General features: G+C 51.5%; 16 protein-coding genes. 8 read left to right on the forward strand and 8 right to left on the reverse strand.

Going from position 1 to position 19,515, the window contains the following annotated elements:
- Positions 1-18: 18 nt before the first annotated feature.
- The 5 genes from ABD796_RS01905 (at position 19) to lgt (ending at position 5,666) form a co-directional block, all read left to right on the forward strand.
- Positions 19-705, forward strand: a complete 687-nt coding sequence (locus ABD796_RS01905) for an ABC transporter ATP-binding protein (RefSeq protein ID WP_344901971.1) — start codon at positions 19-21, stop codon at positions 703-705.
- Entirely contained in the window at positions 702-3,530 is a 2,829-nt protein-coding gene (locus ABD796_RS01910) for an ABC transporter permease (RefSeq protein WP_344901974.1), read from the forward strand. The genes ABD796_RS01905 and ABD796_RS01910 overlap by 4 nt, the downstream gene beginning before the upstream one ends.
- A 62-nt stretch (positions 3,531-3,592) precedes the next feature.
- Complete coding sequence (locus tag ABD796_RS01915; protein WP_344901977.1) at positions 3,593-4,024, forward strand: BlaI/MecI/CopY family transcriptional regulator; 432 nt, start codon at positions 3,593-3,595, stop codon at positions 4,022-4,024.
- Entirely contained in the window at positions 4,021-4,821 is an 801-nt protein-coding gene (locus tag ABD796_RS01920) for a M56 family metallopeptidase (RefSeq protein ID WP_344901980.1), read from the forward strand. Before ABD796_RS01915 ends, ABD796_RS01920 begins: the two co-directional genes overlap by 4 nt.
- 59 nt (positions 4,822-4,880) lie before the next feature.
- The gene (gene lgt / locus ABD796_RS01925) at positions 4,881-5,666 is read left to right on the forward strand and encodes a prolipoprotein diacylglyceryl transferase (RefSeq protein WP_344901982.1); all 786 of its coding nucleotides are present in this window, start codon (positions 4,881-4,883) and stop codon (positions 5,664-5,666) included.
- A gap of 38 nt (positions 5,667-5,704) precedes the next feature.
- Here the strand turns inward: lgt and ABD796_RS01930 are convergent, their stop codons facing one another.
- Positions 5,705-6,472, reverse strand: coding sequence for a class I SAM-dependent methyltransferase (locus ABD796_RS01930; RefSeq protein ID WP_344901985.1), 768 nt, complete (start codon positions 6,470-6,472; stop codon positions 5,705-5,707).
- A gap of 234 nt (positions 6,473-6,706) precedes the next feature.
- Positions 6,707-7,303 (reverse strand): TetR/AcrR family transcriptional regulator, encoded by a 597-nt coding sequence (locus tag ABD796_RS01935; RefSeq protein ID WP_344901987.1) that lies wholly within the window; start codon positions 7,301-7,303, stop codon positions 6,707-6,709.
- Positions 7,304-7,480: 177 nt separating this feature from the next.
- Between ABD796_RS01935 and ABD796_RS01940 the strand changes: the two genes are divergently transcribed.
- Entirely contained in the window at positions 7,481-7,885 is a 405-nt protein-coding gene (locus ABD796_RS01940; RefSeq protein ID WP_344901990.1) for a VOC family protein, read from the forward strand.
- A 158-nt stretch (positions 7,886-8,043) separates the two neighbouring features.
- Here the strand turns inward: ABD796_RS01940 and ABD796_RS01945 are convergent, their stop codons facing one another.
- Positions 8,044-8,943 carry an AraC family transcriptional regulator gene (locus tag ABD796_RS01945; RefSeq protein WP_344901993.1) on the reverse strand — a complete coding sequence of 300 codons (900 nt, stop codon included), beginning with the start codon at positions 8,941-8,943 and terminating at the stop codon, positions 8,044-8,046.
- A gap of 124 nt (positions 8,944-9,067) precedes the next feature.
- The gene (locus ABD796_RS01950) at positions 9,068-10,138 is read right to left on the reverse strand and encodes a 2,3-butanediol dehydrogenase (RefSeq protein ID WP_344901996.1); all 1,071 of its coding nucleotides are present in this window, start codon (positions 10,136-10,138) and stop codon (positions 9,068-9,070) included.
- 295 nt (positions 10,139-10,433) lie between these two features.
- Between ABD796_RS01950 and ABD796_RS01955 the strand changes: the two genes are divergently transcribed.
- Complete coding sequence (locus ABD796_RS01955) at positions 10,434-11,459, forward strand: LacI family DNA-binding transcriptional regulator (protein WP_344902000.1); 1,026 nt, start codon at positions 10,434-10,436, stop codon at positions 11,457-11,459.
- A 100-nt stretch (positions 11,460-11,559) separates the two neighbouring features.
- On the opposite strand, the gene ABD796_RS01960 is transcribed toward ABD796_RS01955, so the two are convergent.
- The 4 genes from ABD796_RS01960 to ABD796_RS01975 all read right to left on the reverse strand — a co-directional run bounded on the left by ABD796_RS01960 (position 11,560) and on the right by ABD796_RS01975 (position 16,766).
- The gene (locus ABD796_RS01960; RefSeq protein ID WP_344902003.1) at positions 11,560-13,392 is read right to left on the reverse strand and encodes a glycerophosphoryl diester phosphodiesterase membrane domain-containing protein; all 1,833 of its coding nucleotides are present in this window, start codon (positions 13,390-13,392) and stop codon (positions 11,560-11,562) included.
- Between the two features lie 96 nt (positions 13,393-13,488).
- The gene (locus tag ABD796_RS01965; RefSeq protein WP_344902006.1) at positions 13,489-15,393 is read right to left on the reverse strand and encodes a M56 family metallopeptidase; all 1,905 of its coding nucleotides are present in this window, start codon (positions 15,391-15,393) and stop codon (positions 13,489-13,491) included.
- Positions 15,386-15,757, reverse strand: a complete 372-nt coding sequence (locus ABD796_RS01970) for a BlaI/MecI/CopY family transcriptional regulator (protein WP_344902010.1) — start codon at positions 15,755-15,757, stop codon at positions 15,386-15,388. The genes ABD796_RS01965 and ABD796_RS01970 overlap by 8 nt, the downstream gene beginning before the upstream one ends.
- 229 nt (positions 15,758-15,986) lie before the next feature.
- The gene (locus tag ABD796_RS01975) at positions 15,987-16,766 is read right to left on the reverse strand and encodes a YheC/YheD family protein (RefSeq protein ID WP_344902014.1); all 780 of its coding nucleotides are present in this window, start codon (positions 16,764-16,766) and stop codon (positions 15,987-15,989) included.
- 324 nt (positions 16,767-17,090) lie between these two features.
- On the opposite strand from ABD796_RS01975, the gene ABD796_RS01980 reads away from it, so the two are divergent.
- Positions 17,091-19,379: an AraC family transcriptional regulator gene (locus tag ABD796_RS01980; protein WP_344902017.1), complete on the forward strand. Its 2,289-nt coding sequence runs from the start codon at positions 17,091-17,093 to the stop codon at positions 19,377-19,379.
- The last annotated feature ends 136 nt before the right edge of the window (positions 19,380-19,515 follow it).

The following is a 19,515-nucleotide window of genomic DNA, read 5'->3' on the forward strand; positions in this document are numbered from 1 at the left end:
AACAAGGGAGGAATCACGATGATCCAGGCAAATCAGTTATCGAAATCGTTCGGAGAAGGCGAGTCGCTGGTTCGCGCACTGAAGGAAATCGATTTGCGAATCGAAGAAAGCGAAATGGTGAGCATTGTCGGACCGTCCGGCTGCGGAAAAACGACTTTGCTGCAAGTGCTCTCGGGTATCGACGAGCCTACAGCCGGGAAAGTATGGATTAACGGCTTCGATGTATACGGCGCCAAGGAGCGGGACCGTTCAGCCTTCCGGCTGCAGCATACCGGCTTTGTCTTCCAAGCCTTTCACCTGATTCCCGTGTTGTCCGCTCTTGAAAATGTAGCGCTGCCCCTTATCGGACAAGGCATACCGTCGAAGAAAGCCAATGAGCTTTCGCGTCATGCCCTCGAGCAGGTTGGTCTGGAAAGCAAGCTTGCCGCCTTGCCTGCCGAGCTGTCCGGCGGACAAAATCAGCGGGTAGCGATTGCCAGAGCCATTGTGTCCAAGCCAAGCGTCATTTGGGCGGATGAGCCGACAGGGGCGCTGGATACCGATACGTCGCATCAGATCGTCGGGCTGCTGCGCCACATCAATTTGACGATGGGCACCACGATTGTGATCGTGACGCATGATCCGAAGGTAGCCGGGCAATGCGACCGCATCATTCGGATGGAAAACGGCCGCATCACGGCCGGCGCAAAGAAGGTGAGCGAATGAAGCCTTCTGTGTCGCCCTGGATATATTGGAAAATAGCGTGGCGCAATATGTATGCGCAGAAGAGACAAACCTTGCTAACGATGATAGGAAGCTGCATCGGCGCGGCGCTGATTATGGCTTCTACGATCTTCTTCCAATCCTTCGATGAAAGTGGAGCAAGATGGCTGCAGCGGCATTACGGGCCAATCGAATGGGAGCTTCAGCCGCAGCAGCATAAGCCGTATTTCAATTCCGCCGCGGAAATGACCGAGATCGAAGCGCATTTGCAGCTTACCCGGATAAAGTCCATGAAGGTTGTTTCCTTTGAGACCAAAGCAAGTAAGGTCGACGGCAATCTCTCCCCTCTCCATTCGGGCTTGCGGTATTTGGCTATTGGCGTGGACGGGACGCAAGCCGCCGAGTTCGATCCGGACAATCCGTTATGGCGGCTTTCATTGGCGGAGGATCAGATTATCGTCTCGGAAGCGGTGGCCAAGCCGCTTGATCTGCAACTAGGAGATACCGTTATGCTGCCCGATGCGGGAGGCGGCGCTCATTATTTTCAAGTCAAAGGAATTGCGGAGGAATCGGGGATTAGCGGCTATAGAGGAAGCGCGAAAGCCGAGGGCACCCTGCTCGTAACGATGTCCGCTGCGAGGAAGCTTGCCGGGCTGCCGGAGGATGCGCATACTTCCTATTTCAGCCGACGGGAGGGAGTTTCTCTCCAGGCGAAGCCAACGTATTTCCCCAGTCCTCTTCCGCTGTTTACGGTGTCGGAGCAAAAACAGAGCGATTTCAAACAAGTCGATCAGATGAAACAAAAGTATGGAGCTACCTTCGTTCTGTGCAGTGTGACCGCGGTCATTGCGGGTACCGTTCTGATGCTTCAGGTTTTATTCATGCTGACAGATTCCCGCAGGAAGCTATTGGCCGTGCTGCGGGCAATCGGCTTTCAACGCGGTCAAATTCAGCGAATCTTTCTGATCGAGGCGATGCTGATCCAAATCTGCAGCCTGGCAGCCGGACTGCTTGCCGGTATTCCGATTGGCTTTGGCATCATCGCGTTGTTCCAATGGCTGAATCGCGAGCTTTTATTGGCCTATAGCGGGAAAATGATTCCGATCTCGCCTTATCTCGCCTTGTCCGGCGTATTATTCGCAGGCGTGATCGTCTTCTCTCTCTTCGCCGCCGCCGCTCTTTTCTCCAGCATCAAGCTTAGACGGCTGCCGATTGTTGCAGCGCTTCGCGAGGATAGTCAACTGGCTCGGAGGGCCCGATCGGTCAAGCAGCGTATGATCAGGCTCGGACTGACTGCCGTGTCCGCCGTAACGGTGGCGCTGCATATCGGCATGCTGGCCTCGGGTAAAGCGACTGAATTGATTTTGTCGCAAAATCCCTCTTCGAACGGGCATGGCATTTTCGTTTTCGCCGTATGGTTTCTCGCTTCCATAACCTCCCTGTATGTGATCGCTCGGCTTCTGCCGGTTATTCAAAAAGGGCTGAAACCGCTGCTGCGACGAATCGGTGTACAGGAAGCGGCCCAACTGCTCGCCTTCCGTTACCCGGCCGGCAATGTGCGAAGAACGTTTCTGATCATGCTTTTGTTTAGCTGCTGCTTTATGCTGCTCACTCTCGTTATTCACATTACCCGCCAATACGATCGTACGGTGCAAGAGAAAACGTATACCGTCATGGGCTACCCGGGTTACATCCTTTATCAGACCGACGAGGACAAGCAAGAGATTATGAAGCGGCTGAATCAGGATAAGGAGCTGTCCGAGGTGGCCAAGCAGGCGGCTGTCATAGAGCCTTATCTGCTGCAGACTACGTCCGAAGGATGGCTTGCAGACCGTAACCAATTGAACTTCATGGCCCCTGACGATGCCTGGATACAAGCCGGGAAAGCGAAGCTGACAAGCCGGGCGCCGCAATTCGCGTCCGATCGGGAGGCGTGGGAGGCTGTCATGCATGATCCGGAATATGTGCTGGTTGACCGTAAGTTCAGCTATCCGCCGGAGCAATGGCCTGCAGTCTTCCGCATGAGTCATCAGATGGTGCGGGGCTTGCAGGTAGGCGAAAAGATCCCTTTGCAGCTATTCGAGAAGCCCGCGCTGCCGAATACCCCCGATTTCGGCAAGGAGCCGCAGATAAAGGAAACAATTTCGGTGACGATCGCCGGCTTTGTGGAAAGCGATGCGGGGCTTGAGTTTTACAACCAGGTATTCGTCAATCCCGGGCTGCACGACCGGTTCAAGACATATGGCTACCGCTGGGAGTCGACTCCCGGGAAAGGATATATTCTGCTGCCGCTCGCTTCCGATCAAGCCGTTTATTTGCGGCAGGTGGAGCAGCAGTTAGACCGCCTGAATATTACAACCTTCCATGCCCCCTCTATTTCAGAGGCTGGAGAGGACATCAGTCTGATTCAAATGCTGTGGATATTTAACGGGTTCATGATTATGACGATGGGCATCGGATTGGCCGGTCTTGCGATTGTCCAGCTGCGAGCCGTGCAGGAACGCTCCAAAGTGATGGCCATGCTCCGCTGTATCGGGCTCGGGTCGCGAACGGTACGGCAAATGCTGCTTATAGAGGGGACGCTAGTGGGCTGGATCGGCATTATCAACGGGCTTATCTTCGGCACCATCGGCGGTTATTTGGTCCATAAGCTCATAGAGACGAGCAAAAAACCGACGGATTCGCTGCTGCCCTTTTCCTTCCCGTGGGAGCTTCTAATGCCCGTCACCGTATGTTTGCTTTTGCTGACATTATGGCTGAATTTGGCGCCTTCCGGACGGATTTTACGTCTATCCCCGGGTGAATCGATCCGTCGCGCTGAAGAATAACGCACATATTGACATCCTAAAGTCGGTATACTACAATCTGTAGTATGACGGGATGTGATAGGATGCAGATAAAAAGGCTGAATGTTGGCGGAGAGGGACTGAATCGCTTTTTTGGACCGCTCGAAGCCAAGATTATGGACATTCTGTGGTCTTCCGACGGTCTGAGCATCAAGGAAGTGCAGTCGATCCTCAATCAGGAAAGTCCGATTTCCGTTAACGCGGTAATGACGGTCATGAACCGCCTGCTCGACAAGGGTCATCTTACGAAAGTCCAGACCGGAACCGGTCGAACCCAGGCAGCACAGTTCAGCACCGTGCAGTCGAGAGAACGGTTCCTCTCGGAACAGACGAGAGCGGTATCGCAAGGACTCATGCAGGACTTTGGAAGCTTAGTCGTGAACCATATGATCGATGCGCTTGACGATGTCGATGAGGAAACGATCGCCAAGCTGGAACGCAAATTAAGCGAAATCAAAAAAGGAAAAAAAGAATGAACGCTCCGGTTAAGCTGAAATGGCTCTGTGCTCTGATGATCGTCTTTCTTGCCTTGTTCAGCGTGAAGATGGGGCTGCTGGTCGCTCGCCAGTTGGAAGACGGCAAGCTGCAAGCTGCTATCGTGACCTACATCGTATTCGATATGATCATCGGCTACACGCTCGTCAGGGTAGTGTGGCGAATCGTTGCGCAAGCGTATTTATCGCGAAAATGGCATAAGCTGCTTCGCTCCAACCAGCACGACGCGCTAACAAAACGTCTGAATGAAACATACCGCAGTTTGGGGACGGAAATCATGGTCGTGCGGGACGGAGCGTTCGTCGCGCTGGCGATCGGGATCTGGAAACCGAAAATCGTTGTGTCCACCGGGGTTCTCGATATGTTCAGCGACGATGAAATCGAGGCGATTTTGCTGCACGAATGGCATCATTGCCGTAACCGGGATAATGTAAAAATGTTTCTCATGACTTTGCTGACGGAAGCTTTCGGGTATTGGCCGATCATGAAGCCGATTTTTCGCTACTACCAGACATGGACAGAGTTGCTCGCCGATCGCTTCGCGATCCGTCGAATGGGAACAGAGCTGCATTTGGCCGGCGTTCTTTTGAAGGTGTCAAAACTAGGAAAAATGCAGCATGCTGCAGCAGCGGTTCATTTTGCGTCGACGACGATGCAGTATCGAATGATGCAGGTTCTAGAGCCGGACCAGACCGTGAAGGTGAAAGTCGCTTTGCTTAGACCTTTGCTTGCTTCTTTTTCACTGCTGCTGCTATTGATGCTGGGCGGGGATTCCTAGCCCCTTTTTTTAAACAATCATACTACATAACGTAGTATAATCATCGGGAGGATAAGCGGATGAGAGTTGTTTTATTTACGATTGGAGATTTCCAGGTCCACTCCTATGGGGTCGTCGTCGCTTTGGCTGTGCTGCTGGCGTTGGGAATGGCCCGGTATTTGGCCGAAGGCACTCCGTATCGGGAACATCTATCCAACATGGTGCCCTATATGTTCGTTGGCGCGATTTTGTTTGCGCGCATCTGGCATGTTTTCTTTTTTCAATGGGAATATTATTCAAAGCATCTTACGGAAATCGTCTATATTTGGCAAGGCGGCATTGCGATTCAAGGAGCGTTGATCGGCGGATTCATCGCGATGATCGCGTATACGAGGAAGCATCGTTTGTCGTTCTGGAGGATGGCGGATATTTTGGCTCCGGCGATCGTATTGGGTCAGTCGATCGGCAGAATTGCCTGTTTTCTCAATGGCGACGCATACGGCTCGCCGACCGGATCGGGGTTCGGCATTGTTTACCCGGAAGGTTCGATGGCTTACGATGCTTACGGCTCGCAACCGCTGTGGCCGGCGGAAATTTGGGAGGGACAATGGGATCTGGTCGTATTCGTCCTGCTGATTTTGCTAAGAAACCGAAAATGGCCGGCCGGGGTACTCTTCCTGACCTACAACATCATGTATGCGTTCGGGCGATTTGCCTTGGAATGGCTGCGGGGAGATTCGCCGCGCTACGCGTTCCAATGGACAGCCGGACAATGGACCAGCTTTAGCGTCATTACGGTCAGCTTATGCATGATCGTTCTCCACGTCATGCTTGAGCGGAAAAAGACGCCGCTTCCGGCCCAATAGCCGCTGGATTACACCTTTTTATTCGGTCTTGCCACATGTTATTTTCGAGTCGCTTCAAAGGCGTATTTCTGCTTTCCGTTTGTCGGTGCTTTGCCATAGTCAAAATCGGCAGATACGACGACATCCGTAAAACCGATGCTTTCCAAAACGAGTTTAAATTCCTCGATCCCATACCAACGTAGTGCAAAACGCTGCAATTCGGTTTGGATAAGCGCACCGGCCCGCCATTTTTCATATTTCAAATAGGACACTTTGTATTGATGATAGAAATCCGCTTCAACCAGCTTGCTTTCCATGGTGATGATGTCTTGATTCGGGAAGTGGAACGTTGACGTTCCTCCAAAATGACCGTGCTCGAAGGTCGTGTCGGGCAGGAAAAGATCCAGCATAAGACGGCCGCCCGGCTGAAGATGTTCATACAGGCGTTTTAAGGCGTGAAGGGACTCCTCGCGTTTTTCGATTAACAAAAAGGAACCACCGGGAATAAGGATAGCCTCGTACGTTTCGGGCAAATTAAGTTCTTGGAGATTGGATTCATACAAACGAACGTCCAAATCCCGTTCTTCACAACGCTGACGGCAAGAAGCCAGCATTTCGGGGGAATAGTCCACTCCGTCTACAACCAGACCGGATTCGAGAAGCGGAATGATGACACGGCCAGAGCCGACCATCGCTTCGAGAATACGCCCCTTGCAAGTCTTCAGTCTGTCGCGATAATATTCTATATCACCGTCGAAGGATTGACCGATTTTCTTCGTGAGGTCATACACCTCTGTACATAGCTCTCCATAATAACTAAAAGACATACACGATTCCTCCGTCGATTGAATGGACCGCGGAAAGGATTGTATAGGTTTTCCCTTCCGCAAAGAATTATATCAATCATAGATACTAGGCGACATTGAAGCAATAGGAAGAAACCGTTAAAAACAAAAATGACCGGGAAGTCGGTTTCGCCCGGTCATTGCTTTTAAATCGTTATCTTGTTGTTTTGCTGGTCCGCCATCGATGTTCGGCCAAGCAGTGATAGGTGTCTCGTACTAAAGTGAAGCGAGTACGCCTTTGATGATCGCCTTTACGAACGGGTCATCGATCGGTTCACGTGAGAACCAGCGGCGGTAGAAGAGTGGCCCCAGCAGGGCTGCGACGATAGTTGACACGTCGGCGTGTGCCGACAGCTCGCCTCTGCCTACCGCGCGCTGCAGGACCTCTCGCAGGGGGGCGGCGTGTCCGCGCTGAATCCGACTGTGGATTTCCGCGAACTCCGGATTGCGCTCGGCTGTGTCGACGATTGACGGCAGGACGAAGGACCAATTCGCCGTCGGTAGCAGGTGCGCGATTTCCACCAGGATAGCCGTGACGTCACCTTCGAGTGAGCCGGTGTCCGGCGTTTCCTGCTCGGCAATCATCCGTGAGCAGGCGTCGATCACCAGTGCTTCACGCGTCGGCCAGTGACGGTAAATGGTCGTCTTCGCGACCCCGGAACGACGCGCCACCTCGTCGACGGAGAAGCTAGCCACACCGCCTTCGCTGAGCAGTTCAAACGCAGTGGTCAGGATGGCATGTCGTGAACGCTCGACGCGTCTATTCAAATTGGCCGACGGCACACGTTCAGACTTCTTAGACGTAGTCACCATCTTCCCTCCATCATAAAAGTACTTAGACTTGGTTTCGTTGCCTTAAAATAAAAAGTCCTTCACATTATACCATGAGAGCATCCTTGGCGCAGGGTCACTTGTATTCTCTAGGTCAATATGATATTATACGATACGATACTGTATCGTATCGTTATATTATTGAAAGGATGATGTCTCGTGAATTTCGCTTCTGTACGCATAATTACTGACGATTTGGATCGACTCGTCGAGTTCTATGAGAAAGTCACAGGTGTTTTGGCGAAGCGCCCCGCGCCTGTCTTCGCTGAGTTCGTTCTGCCATCGTGTACCCTGGCGATCGGCCACTCCCAGACGGTGCAACTGTTCGGCGCCGGTTCCGCCCGCCCGGCCGACAACTACACCGTCATCCTCGAGTTTCGCGTCCACGACGTCGATGCCGAGTACACGCGCTTGAAGCCGCTTGTCGACGAGTGGGTACAGGGACCGACCACGATGCCATGGGGGAACCGCTCTGCACTGTTTCGCGACCCCGACGGCAACCTCATCAACCTCTTCGCTCCGGTTACCGAGGAAGCGCTCGAGCGGTTCAGCGACAGGCCTTAACGGACAGCGTTTCTACGCTGTTAGTTGAATGACAAAAGCGGCAGGTCTAAGACTATACTTTCTAGTCTTGGTCCGCCGCTGTTTCTTTAAACGAATCAAATGTAAAACTTATTTTTCAAAAGCCGACGATTCTTCAATTCACTTGTGTCATTCCACGTTCATGCCTTCTGCTTTATGGGAATGTAGATGTCCATTTCCAACAACTCGCTGCGGTCGGGCCAGCATCGCTCATCGTAATATTCGAATTCAGCCGCCGCCGCATGCTCATAACCGGAGTTCGGGAACCATTCGCTGAATACGGCGTTCCAGGTGCTCTGGATCGATTCGACGAACTGCTCCGGCTTGACCTTCGGCGTTGTAAATACGACATAGGTCTGCTCCGGATAATGACGAACGATCGCCCCCTCCGGCACTTCGGCGCCCTCTCTTGCTTCCACTCCGATCACGTAGCTGAATTCGCCCGAATCCATATCGAAGTCACTGCAAATGCCATACTCCGCATTCGAAACGGCTAGCCCGTACAAGCGCTCGCCCATCTTCTCTTGCTTGTAACGCTGCCAGAAGGCCGGAATGTCCCGGCTGTTCTGACCATCGGCGTTCCGGGTACGAATCGAGTAGCCGATAACATCGAAACCCGGCTTTGTCACTAGACGATACTCCATGCGAATTCCTCCTAAATAGGGATTAAACCTCCGTTGAAGCACGTTTACCTTGGCGTAAGCAGGGGGCCGAAAACCTCTCTTCCGATATTCGCCCGGTGTCATACCATACATTTTGCGAAAGGCGCGAATGAACGTTTCCGGCGTGCCAAAACCGCAATTCAGAGCGATATCCAACAGCCTTTCATTCGTATAGGCCACACGGGACGCCGCATGAACGAGCCGACGTTTGCGAACGTACTCCATTACGGGCAATCCGACGATCGATTGAAAGACCCGATGGAAATGAAAGTCCGAGAAATTCGATAGCTTCGCCAACTCGGAAAACTTCAATTCCTCGCCCAATCGGACCTCGATCTCATCCACCACTCGTTGAATCAAGCTTTCGTAGGTTGGCATCCGGCTATCTCCTTCCTGCTCTATTGTAACCCGATGCCGGCCTTTGTTCTTGATCTTTTTTGCTATCTAAAGAGAAGCAGCCCCGACCTCACTGGTGGGAGCTGCTTCATCCTATTGCCCGAACTCAAGCTTCAATGGACTTCAGGGGTTTGGGCGAAACCATAATTTTAACCTGATTTTTTTCCTTCAATAGGGCTTCAAAGCCTTTCTCCACAATATCGCTCAAGGCGATGCGCTTGGTAATCAGCTTTTCTGCCGGGAAATAGCCTTGCTGCATCAAGCTGATCACCGCCGGGAACACCCCTCGATAACCGATAATGCCGGCAATGCTTCTTTCCTTCATGACGATTTGGTTCGGGTGAAGCGAAGCCTCCCGTTCAAAAATACTGACAATCATCACCTGACCGCCTATTCGGGCGGATTGAATCGCCTGATTCAGTACGACCGGAACGCCGGTCACCTCGAAGGCAACATCCACGCCGCCGTCGGCAAGCTCGATAATTTCCTGCACGGCATCCTTCTCCGCCGGATTAATGCCGATTGCTCCGAGCTCCTCGGCTTTGTTTCTGCGTTCTTCCGACAGCTCAACGGCATAGATCTCGGAAGCGCCCGACGCTTTGAGCGCCTCGATAACGAGCAGTCCGATCGGACCTGTTCCGAATACGGCGGCACGATCTCCCACCTTGAAGGTGCTGGAGCGAACCGCATACAGTGCTACCGCGGACGGCTCGACGAGTGCTCCCTGCTCATAGGAGAGGTTGTCCGAAATTTTGTGAACCATACGCTCGTCGACGGCCACGAACTCGGAGAAGCCTCCTCCTCCTCCGGCCAGTCCGAGAAATCCCATTTGCTCGCACAGGTTATATTTGCCTTGCCGGCAGGCCGCGCATTGGCCGCATGCGAATATCGGCTCGACTACGACCCGATCTCCAACCTGTAACGAGGATACCCTCTCCCCGATCTCCACAATTTGACCGGAGAATTCATGCCCCATGACGATCGGAGCTTGTTCATTCGTCAACGGATGAGGCTTTCCTTCGGGAATGAAGATGGGCCCCGCCGCATATTCATGCAAATCGCTGCCGCAAATACCGCAAGCTTCGACTCTGATTTTAACCTGATTGTTCCCAACCTCGGGCTCATGTATCGTTTCGACGCGCAAGTCCTTCACGCCATGCCATCGGAGCGCCTGCATGTAAGTCATCTCCCCATACCTTGTTAAATGAATAATTGAGTAAACTTCATGTAAAACCGGAAACGTTTCCGATAAATATCATGTCACATTTTGTTCAAAGTGTCAAATGAATTGTGCCGTTGCCGGTGCGCGCTTGAATAGGCAAGCTGAATATGTTTAACCCGCTCCCATCAATCTGGAAAATGACGAGGCGATCAGGCGGGCATAACAGAGCCCTGCTATGCTATAATAAGGGCAAGCAAGGAAGCCAGCAGGATTAAACAGGAAACGTTTCCGTATGGAAAGGGATATAGAGATGGCAAATCGAAAGAAAGTGACGATTGAGGATGTCGCGAAAAAAGCGGGTGTGGGCATTGCGACCGTTTCCCGGGCGCTCAATAACCAAGGGGGAATCAGCGCCGCGACGAAGGCGAAAATTGTTCAGGTGATCGAGGAAATGGGCTTCACTCCGAACACCTCGGCGCAAAGTCTCAAAATACGCCAGACGTATCAAATTGCGCTGGCCGTTCCGGATATCCGCAATGCGATCATACCGGATATCGCCTGGTCGGTGGAGCAAGCCGCCAAGCAGCACGGGTACAGAGTGGTTCAGATCAATACGCTCGGGAATGCGCGACTGGAGCTGGAGACGCTGCGCGAGATCAAGAAGCTGCATGTGGATGGATTGGTTATGATGCCGCTGGCCTATCCCAAGCAGTTGGAAAGTCTGATCAATCAGACAGGAATGCCGATATCCGTGATCAATTATAGTAAACGGCTCGGGGCGGATTTGAGGGCGGATGTGGTCGGCTTGTCCCGCCAGGAAGGACGCCTCGTGATGGAGCATCTCAAGCAGATCGGGAGAACGCGGATTGCGTACGCCGGCGCTCCGAAGGACAAAATAGAAGAACGATATTTTGCCTATGAACAATCTTTGCCGCATGTGGATGTTTCGTTGGTTTATTTTGGCGAGGACTTTTCCTTTGAGACGGGCAGGCAGGCGGCCAATTACTTTTACAGCCTCAAGCATATGCCGGATGCCATTTATGCGGTCAATGACATGGTTGCAATCGGAATCGTCAACCGGTTCAAAGAGCTGGGCGTCCGTGTGCCCGAGGATGTCGCCATTGCCGGGATCGATAATAACCTGTGGTCCACAGTGACTACGCCGCAAATCACCTCGGTTTCCATCATGGGCAGCGAAGTCGGCCGGTTGGCTGCCGAGCTGCTGTTAAAGCGCATCCAATCTGCGGGCGCGACGGAATATGAGCGTGTAGAGTTTGAGCCGCGGCTCATTGTCAGAGAGTCTAGCGTTGCTGCGAACTATTATACCCGCCCATAGTCAAGAGCTGCCAACCAAGCGATGCAGGGGGCTCTTCATTACTTGAAGGAGCCCGCGTCTCGATGATCGAGCTAGCAGAGCGCCGCACCGCGTCCCCTGCTTAAAACTTCAGGCTGTTGAGCCACTGCGTAAAGGCGGCCCAGAATCCGCCGCGCAGTTGTTCGGCAACGGAGATCGCATCCTCGGGATAATCCGTAATGATTCCGTCGACGCCCATGCCGAAGAACCGTTCCATACTATCCTTTGTGTTTACAGTCCATACGTATAGCGGTTTGTGATGCAGCTTGGCCGAAGCGACGACCGATTCGTTGACCATATATTGTTCCATGACGACAAAATCGGCGCCAATCCGTTTAATATCCGGTACGCCGGCGAACATAATATAGCCGACCTGAAGGCCCGGCTCCGCGGCTTTGATCTTTTGCACGATGTCATAGTCCAGAGACTGGACGACGCATTCCGTCTGGAAATGATTGTTGCGTATGGTCCGGATGACTGTATTCACCAAATCCTGTTCTTTTCCGTGCGTCTTGACTTCGATATTCAGCTTGATTTTTCCTCTGGCCGCATCCATCACTTCCGCAAGACTGCTGATCCGGCCAGTCATATTCCCCTGCTTCACTTCCAGCTTCCTTAGTTCCTCCATCGTCAGGTTGTACACCTCGGCATTGCGGCCGGTCAGCCTTTTCAGATTGGTGTCGTGGATGACCGCGAGCTCTCCGTCCTTCGTCTCCAATATATCGATTTCCGCAAAATCCGCGTTGGCCTCTATAGCGCCTTGAATCGCTTCGAGCGTATTCTCCGGGCCCTTGGACGTGTATCCCCGGTGGGCCATAATCGTCGCTTGCTTATCGTCAAGCTGGACTTCACCGATGGCCGGCACAAGAACGAGTGCTGTCGCAACCGCGGTGATCAGACCTAGCGCGATCAGCTTTCTTTTATGCTTGTGCAGCAATCCGCGATTTTGGGAGGATCGGCTTTCCATGGCGTTCCAGTCCGGCTTTTGCAGCACGGCATGAGCCGGGTCCGCTTTCGCGGTATACATTGCGGTGAGGGTGGTCACGTAAAGCGGCGTCAAGAACAAAGTAGCCATATACAGACAAAGTACAGCACTCTTCGAAAGGATTAATCGGACGAATTCCGCATATCCGGTCTGTTGAGGCCATGCGAGATAGACGAGGATCACAGCCCCCAAGACCACAGCCATCATCAAGATCACGACGAGCAGATACAAAAAAATGACGCATAGAGTAACCACGGTCATTCGGATATAGCTTTTTTTCTGGATGGCGGCACTCTTTTTGGCGGCATTCCAGAAGCTAACCGTTCCCTCGATGACGATCATGTGCAGCAGGAACGTCCACCGAATGTTGAAATAAGTTACGACGGCGATTACGCCCACAAAGAGCAGCGTGCCTCCGCCTGTTTTGAACAGTTCTCCCGAGATAAAATCCGGAATTTCCAGGGACGGCAGCAGGGAGCCGAGGCCCGAACTCAGCAGAGGGAGAACGAGCAGCAAGTAGAGCGCCCAGCCCAAAAACCCGTATTTGAAAAGCGACGGGAGATAGGCGAGCGATTGCAGAAACGCCTGAATAAGCCCGATTCTCTGTTTGTTTTGACCGTGGTAAGCAATGATGATCAAAATCGAGAATTCCAAAAAAATGAGAATCGTAGCGACCGGAATTAAAATAAGCATGCATAAAAAACCGTATCGGCTGAGAACGAAATGCAGCAGTTCGTAATTCGTGGCCCCGGCAAACCCGCCCAAACGAAGCAGATTGTGAAAGATGAAAGTAATCGCCGGAATAAAAATGAATAGCGTAAGCGTCTTGTACAGGAGCTCGAACATGAAAACTTGCCGGGAAGTAAAGGCCAGCGTTTTGAATATGCCGGCAATCAGCTTATGTATAGGTGTCTTGGATAATTTGTTCATTTTTTCATTTTATCACACGACCATAATGAAAAAAAACAGACCCCGGAATGATCTCAGGGCCTGTGCTAGTTATGGCGTTTAGCGGGACTCGGACTTTTAATGCAGAATTCCGATTCGCGGACTATCCCTTTCGGGCAGCTTGGTTTCCTCTTCTCCGCTTTTATAAGTGAAAATTTCGACTTTAACCGTATCTTCCTGTTCCCCGCTTGCCACTACCTTGAAAGAATGGTTCGCGTTCTTTTCCCCTGGCGTATAAATATGGCGGTAACCGCTGGAAGTCCCGGGACTCCAGTATGCCACTTGCCCCGTCGTCTCGTCGATGACAGCCAAGCTAACGGTCGGCGTGATGTCCGTCGTTTCATGGACATTGAGCGCCAAAGTTTCCCCGGTCTTTATGATAAAAGCTTGTCCGAGCTGGACGCCCTGGGTGCCGTCGTTGTCTTCGCCAAGCACAGATTGGGGGACCGTCACGCTTTTATTGAAAATATCCGTTATTTTTGCTTTCTTGTCATAGGCCGTTAGCGGTTTGTAGCCGGCTATGCCTGTGTCCATATCGTATAACCAGAATGCAAATTGTTTCGGGAATAAAATCTCATAGAAAACGTAGGCTCCGCGCTGGATAAGCTCGTCGATAAACGCGGCATGATCGTAATCGAATTTTCGGTCCTTGTTGTAGCTTTTCAATTCAAACGCAATCTGATTCGTTACCATTTTTTTAATGACGCTATCGTCTTTGTAGGCCGCTGCTTTCTCAGTGAAAGCGACCGTTACGTTCCGGTCCTCTATGGAAAACGTTTTTCGGGTCATGCCGGCAACTCTGGGGTCGTCTTTGTCCATCCACTGGATCCCCACCTTGTAATAAGGCTCGGTGCGGTTGAAGTAATCCACTTTCAATCCCTTTTCATCGACATACAGCTCTCCCCAAAAAACTCTCGCGTTTCCTTGGGAAATACCTAGCGTATTTAAAACATTTTCTTCCAAATCCATATTTATAGCGTAATAGGTTGTAATGCCTCCACTGAACTGCGTAATCGGTTGGGGCGCCTTCGCAAATACGACGGCCGATGTGAGGAGGGACACAGCCGCAATCATGACGGCGATTATAGTGCCGAAGAATGCTTGGCCTCTTCCCCCTCTTCGATTCAGAATAAGCTTAAATCTTCTGTACAGCAGCTTCTTGGGCTGAGTCAGGCCGCTATTTAATGCGGGAGAAGCCTGGGAGGCAAAATGTAAAATCATTTCGCTATAACGCTTCTTATCCGTAGACTTCATCGTTTTGGACAGGGTCTCGTCCACCGAATATTCGCAGGCTTCGCTAATATTGGCCAAGGCAAGATACGAGATCGGGTTAAACCAGTGCAGGCAGTTTACCGTCACGGCAAATAGTTTGAACCAGGCGTCTTTTTGCTTATAGTGAATCAATTCGTGCTTTAACGCCAGCTGGTAATCCTCCGTACTCATGTTCGTAAAGGGGAATACGATCTGGGGTCTAACGAATCCGATCAGCATCGGCGAATGCACGTAACCGCTGGCGAGTACATTCAGGCCTCCCGCCTTGTCGATCAGAACACCTTGAAGCGCTTTGCGTTTGAATCGGAAGTAATTGAAGAAGTAACTGCCCAACATGATGACAAAACCGCCTAACCAGATGCCAACGATCCATACGTCCGCCGATAGAGACGAAAGGCTCGCTTTGGCGGTCTCCGCGCTGACGGGCAAAGGTTGTTCCGATGCTATCGTCTCTGCCGCGGCAGCCGTATTTTCGGCAAAGCGAGCCGGTACGTTAGTTTCCGAAAACAGTGATTGCGGAGCAAGGAAAGGAACATTCACATTCATATTGATATTGATATTCAAAGGCACAAGAAACAGCAGCAGCGCCGACAGACAAACCAAATAATACCAGCGGCCTCCGTATTTTGCCGATAGCTTCGTTTTCAGCAAAATGAGACAAAGACTCGCGATACTGCCGGCAAGCGAGGTCATAAGCAGCCATTTAATCATGGGAATCCGCCTCGCGGTTAATGAACTCACGAAGCTCGTCGATATCTTTTTTCGTGAGATTCTCGTCCTGGAATAAAGCGCTGATCAGGCTTTTGGCAGAGCCGTTATGAATGGAACGTACGAAGCTTTGCGTCTGCAATTTCTGATACTCTTGTTCGCTTATGGCCGCCCAATACTCAAAAGCGTGGGAGCGCCCGAGTTTGATGGAATGCAGGGCGCCTTTGTCGATCAGTCTGCCTGCGAGGGTAATAATCGTCGTCGTTTTCTTATCCGGCAATTTCTCCGCTATTTCCTTGGTGGTGATTCGCCTATCGCTTTCCCACACTACCTGCATGATCTCCATTTCCGCTTTGGTAATTTGCATGGCAGCACTTCTCCTTTTCATTCTACATGTTGTTTTTTATTATACAAGATGTAGAAGCGAACGGCAATACACCAACAAGTTTCTTCTGCAAGCAGGTACGCTTCGGATTCCGGCCGGCCTTTAATAACTGCCAGTACATCGGATGAACCATTATCCGTACAGCGGCCAAACAAAAAAACCGGTCGCCTTTCACCGGCGATCGGTTATTTATGGTCTTTGGCAGGATCAACTACCTTTTTTTTGCCGGAATCCGCCCAAGCTTTCGAGCGTAATGAAGCACTTTGCGATAGACGCTTCGGTCCTTCAGATGCCGGAAAATGTAAGGGTCCGGATTCGTGTTCAACTCGATGATCCATGGCTTCAACTCGGAATCGACGCCGATATCGGCACCCACCATATTAATGCGCGGGTACTTGTGGCTTAAGGCGACGGCCGCATTTTTTCCTACCTTGGCAAGTCGGCGTTCATATGCTGCCACTTTGTCGCCTTTCAGCCAAGGAGTCAGCAAGGGACGAATATCCATGGGCGTCCCGCCGCCGTGGTAATTCGTAATGATTTTGGCCGGATGCGCCACGCGTCCGATGATGCCTGTCGTTTCCCATTGTTTGCCGGAATTGCGCTGGACCATGACCCGGATATCGAAGCTGCGTCCGCGGTGCTTTAACAGCCTGATTCCTTTTTGCGCCAAATAAGGACGTTTTCTTTTATGCTTCATAATGGACCGGTACATAGCATCGAACGAAGGAAACGAACGCTTCTTCTGTTCATGCTGATACGTGTACACGGTTCCCCGCGCTCCGCCCTTTTGCTCCACACGCATGACTCCATTTCCGAAGCTCCCCGATACCGGTTTAATATAAACCATGGAATATCGGCGAAGCATCCGACGCAGCGAGTCCGCATTCATCAGGCGCGTTTCCGGTACGAGCGGCTGCATTTCTTTATGGCGCAGCAGCGCTTTTGTTTTCGTCCATTTACTCATCACGTGTATGCCCTTCGCTTTTTTCACTGGATCTCCTCCCCCCACACTGTATTCCGGCAGTCGCCCCGCCGAATTGGGCATTTGTGGATTTTGAGCCCGGCCAAGACGGAAAGATCGCCGGGAAGGTCGGCACATTCGAACCATGAAGTCTCGTGTTGTGCCAACCATTACGGATGATGTAGAATAAACCGGTATCCCCGCCAGCCATTCGCACAAGCGAAATACTCATTATAGGAAACAAGAAATGTGATAAGGTAGGCTTAATAAGAAAACGTTACGGTCTTATGAATTGATAACGCTTACTGCAAGCGACGAGCGCTAGGCAGCTTGATTACTACGGAGGGAATACACATGAGAATTTGGAGGAAAACCATAAGAACTTTGATCGACCTGCCTTACAGACGCAAGCTTTATGTGTATTCCGTCGTTTTAAGCCTCGTTCCGGTGCTTGCGCTAGGCCTCGTTTCCTCGTACGTGTCTACGAACAGCATTCAGGAAGAGGTGGAACGAAACCATCGGATTATTTTGCGGCAGTTGGAGACGCAGGTAGATACGTTTCTCATGAGTCTTGACCAAGCCTCCTTGCAGCTTTCCAATAATGGCGTTGTTCAAAAATCTCTGGATGTAGGAATCGAGAAAGATCGCGTGGAGTCTACCCTGTCTATGATGGATGTAATCGAGAAAGCGATCGGCTACTCGGAAATCAAATTTGAAGTATCGCTTTACTTCAACAAATATGGCGTCGTTTACTCCTCCCAACAAGGAATCATGCGCGAATTGAATGCTCCGTACAGCGACATCGTGCATTCGGAAACGATCAAGCCTTTTGCGGCAACGATCATTCCGGCCAATACGTATGCGAATATGCCGGAGATGCTGCTCATGCGCACGGTTCCGCTTCAATCGTCGAACCCGGACGGTTTCGTGATGCTTCATTTGGACATGAACAAACTGAAAATTTATCTCAATCGTTTGGACCTGGGCGACAATCGGAAGCTCTGGATCATTGACGGAAATGGCGTTGTCGTAACCAGCAAAGAGGAAAAAGAAATCGGAACGAATCTGGCTGCCGATTCCAAATTGCTCGAATATGTAAACAACCCTCAGCTGAGCGGGACCGTTGCGTTTGGGAGGGAGACATTCAGAGCTTCCTCGTTCAAATCCTCCTTCAATGGATGGACGTACATGGCTTTAACCCCTACAAGGGAACTATCCCATAAGGCCGACGATATCCGAAAAATGATGTGGATCCTAATGGGAGCGCTGGCCTCCGCGTGGGCCTTGCTGGCCATCTACAGCACGAGACGCCTTTACTTTCCTATTCAAAGGCTCGTTCGCAAGCTGACTTCCGCCGACGGCGACAAGTCGGGGGACGGGCTGCAGCTCATCGACAACTACATGAGCGGCGTAATCGCAACCAACGAGCACTTGAAAACCGAGCTTGGCCTCCATCAGCGTGAAACCCTTTACCGGAGGCTTCTGCACGGCGAAGTGAGCCATAAAGAATTTCGGGATTTTGCCGAGCAATACGACATAGCCTTGAAAGGCAGCTGGTTCACCGTCTGCGTGATCGATATGGATCATTACGGCGCTTTCCAGCAGACATACAAAGACAAGGATCGCTTTCTGATCATGTATGCCCTAAGGAATTTGATCGAAGAGCAGAGCCAAGCGCTTTCCTCCTATGTAACGGTATCCCCGAAGCCGGGACAAGTCGTGATCGTCATCGGCTCGGACGAGGTTGGCCTACAAACGGCGGAAATCGTCCGGCAAATCAGTAGAAATATCCGAGAAAGCGTCAAATCCTATTTTTCCTTCACGGTGTCGACCGTAATCAGCAACGCCCGCCAAGCGTATCCAAGCATAAACGAGTCGTATCTGGAGACGCTGGAGCTCCTCGAATACCGCTGGATGCTCGGGCCCAACCGGGATATTGCGTCCGACGAGCTGGAGCCTTCCTTAAAGCGCTCCTACCGGCTATTGTTCGAACGGAAAGACGCGGTGTTGGAAAGCGTCAAACAAGGGGATTACGACAAAGCGCGCGCCAACTTGAAGCAAATGGTCGAGGCGGTCCCCCGCTCCCTGCAGCATGCGGAAGCGGTCCTCGGTTTTTTTTCTTACTTAATCGGAGAGATCGAGCTGTATCTCGGTGAGAACGGCTACTCGCTGAACGACAGGTTCGAATATGACGTTCTGGAGCATTTATACCAATCCGCCTCCTTGAACGAAGTCCATGCCTGGCTCTCGGAGCACATAATCCCCGCTGTGGAGCACTTGATCGGAAGCCGGAATATATCCAGGCAGAAACAAATCGTTCCTCAGATGATGACGTTTATTCAAGAGCATTACGAGACCGATCTATCGCTGCAACAGCTGTCCGATCGCTTCGGCGTCTCCATTCCGGTACTAAGCAAAATGTTTAAAGAGGAAACCGGCCTCAACTATCTCGACTATCTCATTCGGTTCCGCATGGAAAAGGCTTGCGAGTGGCTCGTGCAAACGGACATGCCGATTAAAGAAATTACAGACCGGCTCCGTTATACGACGGTCCAAAATTTCAGCCGTATTTTTAAGCAGGTCGTAGGCGTCCCTCCGGGCAATTATCGCAAAATGCACAGAGGAGACCTAGCGCAGCCCTGAACACAGCCGTTCAGGGTTTTTATCTTTATTTCCCGACAGACGCCTTCCTTCCTCCGCTTATCCTATGAAACTCCTTTACTGGCGCGGTTTCCCGGCATATTAAAAAAAGATAATTGTGTTTCAAAATATGGGGTGG

The sequence above is a fragment of the Paenibacillus hodogayensis genome (genome assembly GCF_039536325.1).
Lineage (GTDB): Bacteria > Bacillota > Bacilli > Paenibacillales > NBRC-103111 > Paenibacillus_AB > Paenibacillus_AB hodogayensis.